The 2,616-nt window shown below is 37.7% G+C and carries 4 protein-coding genes and 1 pseudogene; 1 reads left to right on the top strand and 4 read right to left on the bottom strand.

Annotation, left to right across the window (positions count from 1 at the left end; translation table 11 throughout):
• Nucleotides 1–206 (bottom strand): annotated as a pseudogene (locus ACFIMG_RS08610) (hypothetical protein); the annotation flags it as partial.
• Nucleotides 207–281: 75 nt separating this feature from the next.
• On the opposite strand from ACFIMG_RS08610, the gene ACFIMG_RS08605 reads away from it, so the two are divergent.
• Nucleotides 282–947, top strand: coding sequence for a hypothetical protein (locus tag ACFIMG_RS08605; RefSeq protein WP_375678451.1), 666 nt, complete (start codon nt 282–284; stop codon nt 945–947).
• On the opposite strand, the gene ACFIMG_RS08600 is transcribed toward ACFIMG_RS08605, so the two are convergent.
• The 3 genes from ACFIMG_RS08600 to ACFIMG_RS08590 are packed head-to-tail and all read right to left on the bottom strand — an operon-like array spanning nt 895 to nt 2,106.
• Nucleotides 895–1,209 (bottom strand): hypothetical protein, encoded by a 315-nt coding sequence (locus ACFIMG_RS08600; protein WP_375640125.1) that lies wholly within the window; start codon nt 1,207–1,209, stop codon nt 895–897. The two genes, ACFIMG_RS08605 and ACFIMG_RS08600, sit on opposite strands and share 53 nt — an antisense overlap.
• 10 nt (nt 1,210–1,219) lie before the next feature.
• The gene (locus ACFIMG_RS08595; RefSeq protein ID WP_375678450.1) at nt 1,220–1,768 is read right to left on the bottom strand and encodes a hypothetical protein; all 549 of its coding nucleotides are present in this window, start codon (nt 1,766–1,768) and stop codon (nt 1,220–1,222) included.
• Nucleotides 1,769–1,779: 11 nt separating this feature from the next.
• Nucleotides 1,780–2,106, bottom strand: a complete 327-nt coding sequence (locus ACFIMG_RS08590; protein ID WP_375610982.1) for a dATP/dGTP diphosphohydrolase domain-containing protein — start codon at nt 2,104–2,106, stop codon at nt 1,780–1,782.
• Nucleotides 2,107–2,616 lie beyond the last annotated feature (510 nt).

The following is a 2,616-nucleotide window of genomic DNA, read 5'->3' as shown; positions in this document are numbered from 1 at the left end:
ACCTCTTCAAAATACACCGCGTCAATGCCACCGGCTGTCTGCTTTATTTCTGATAGCCATTGCTTAAAACGCAAGTAACGCATTCCACCGCCTTCAAAACGACGGGAGTAAAAATTAATGGTACCACTTATGATACTACCGTCCCCTCCACGTATCGCCCACCCCATCTTCGTACCTAGATCAAAACAAAGAATCGTGTTATTCACCGCGCCTCTCCATACAAAACGTGTTTTATAAGGTTGTTTTTTTCTGAAAAGTAGAAAGAGAAAGGCGTATGAAATATGCTTAATGAAATAGAAAATGCTTGGCATTGGATTAATAACAATCCTGTCATATCTACCATTATTGCTACGCTTTTTATCAGTATTGGAGGTTTTTTGTTTAAGTATTTTAAACTTTGTAAAAGAAGAAAAGCTTCAGAACAAAAGCTAACTGTGACAAGTGATCCAATAATATTTCTACCAAGGTTAGAGCGTAAAGAACCGCGTAAAATCCCCTTAATTTTTATACCCTTAATCATTAAAAATCCTACAAAAAAAGATATTAGAATCAAACAAATACGTCTTATTGAAGAAAGCCCTTTTGAACTTATTGCTGCTATGGTATGTAATCCTATTTCTATTGGATTTTCTAGAATAGATCCTAAATGTATCTCTTTCGAAAGAAATTTGATAAAACCGCAACGTAGTATACAATATTCTAAAAAGGGACGTTTTATAAATCCACCGTCAGAACAGTTGTTAGAGTTATTTAATCTAAAAAGCCGCAGTGAGTTGTCATTAACACTATGTATTTCCCCTCTAAGCTCAAATGATATAGTTGACCCTGAATTTTTCATAAGGCATACTGCACTGTATAATCCAAAGAAAACAATCGAAGTGAGCTTTTGTCCTGTTAGCTTCGACGGATTAAAGACATGGGAAATGTTTTTTGAAATTGCTGATTAAACTGTATATCTTGTGGTTTAATTCTTTCTATTTTTTTGTGTAAACTTGCAATCTGTCCATCAATAGAAGTTACATGTTTATTGATTAATGTTTCTTGATTTTTAATTATTGTGTCCTTTTCCCTAATTATTTCATCTTGTTCATCTATCTGTTCTTGTAGGTCAGAAGCCTTGAAATAATAGTGTAAAGTAAACAGTGAGACCACAATAATTGGAATGTTATTGATGATATGACCTATGACAAATGACATTACATCTTCCATCTTTCTCTCCTCACTTCCCCTTCTTCTTACTCTTCTTATTCTTATGAAGCGGCGCTTTTACTGCTTCATCACGCTGCTTAAGCTCTTGTGTTAGTCTTTCAACTTCCTCGTCGCGTGATTGAACATCTTCTTTTAGTGCCTGTATCTTTTCACTTTTCCGTTTGAACTCTTCTCGGTACGCATCTATCTTTTGTTTTAGTTCTTTAATTTCCTCGTCACGTTCTTTAAGCTCTTGCTTCAGTTCTTCAATTTCCTCGTCGTCACGTTCTTCTATCTTTTGTTTCAGTTGTTTAATTTTCTCGTCACGTTCTTCAATCTCTTGCTTCAGTTCTTTAATTTCCTTGTCACGTTCTTCAAGATCCGCATCACATTCATCAATTGTCTGCTTGCTTTCCATTAAATACCTAAACTCATTCTCTTTCATTTTTTTCTTAATATCTTGAACCTGCTCTTTAAGTGCCTTAACCTGCGCGCGATAATGCAATGCAATACAAAACATCACTCCGCTTAAGAGCAAAACTGAAACCACTTCTATCCATAAAATTTCATTTAAACTCATCTTTATCTCCTTTAATTTTTATGAGGGCGGTCATCATGACCAATCTGTTGTGCTTCGCATTCCATTAAAAAAAGAATACAACAAGCCGCATGTGCCAAGTGTGATAAATCACTCTCAGCATCCTTATGCTCTCCACCAAACCATGCTAATAAATGACGTAAAGCAGCACCGTGTAACCTGCTCCAGTGCATGCCATTACGCCAATTGTTTGCTCCGTACTTCTTTGCCCCAAACTCTAAAACTTTACCAATTTCAAGCAGTGCCAACGGCGGTATAAGCTCTACACGAGGCTTACCATCATCATTCTTATGCGCTTCATTTGCATTATGTGAACACATATAAACTCTGTCGCCACCATATTCTTCAGTGCCGCAAACATATGCATTTCCATAAATCTTGGCCTTACCATAAACCACGGCATGACCGAACACCTTAGCAGCATCACAAACCTTGGCATAACCACAAACCTTGGCGTTGCCATAAACCTTGGCGCTGCCATAAACATGGATATTATCGTAAACGTAAGCATTACCAAAAACCGCAGCTTCATCACAAACCTTGGCATTGCCAAATACATGCGCATTACCACAAACCTTGGCGTTGCCATAAATCGCAGCTGCTAAAAGAACATTGGCATTCTCATAAACACGGGCATTGTCATAAACATGAGAAAAACCAAGAACCTTGGCATTGCCAAAAACACGTGCATCACCATAAACCCATGCCCTATTCCCAACCCAACAATCGCCCTCATGAGAGAGGTTGCCTTCACTCTCTACAAAACCACCAACATCACCTGCTTTAACTTTTCCAAAGCTTCTCAATGCACGAATGCGGTGAAGAGTTTT

This window comes from Bartonella sp. AP11XZML (assembly GCF_042196445.1).
Classification (GTDB): Bacteria; Pseudomonadota; Alphaproteobacteria; order Rhizobiales; family Rhizobiaceae; genus Bartonella.
This window is presented reverse-complemented; position numbering and strand designations above follow the sequence as displayed.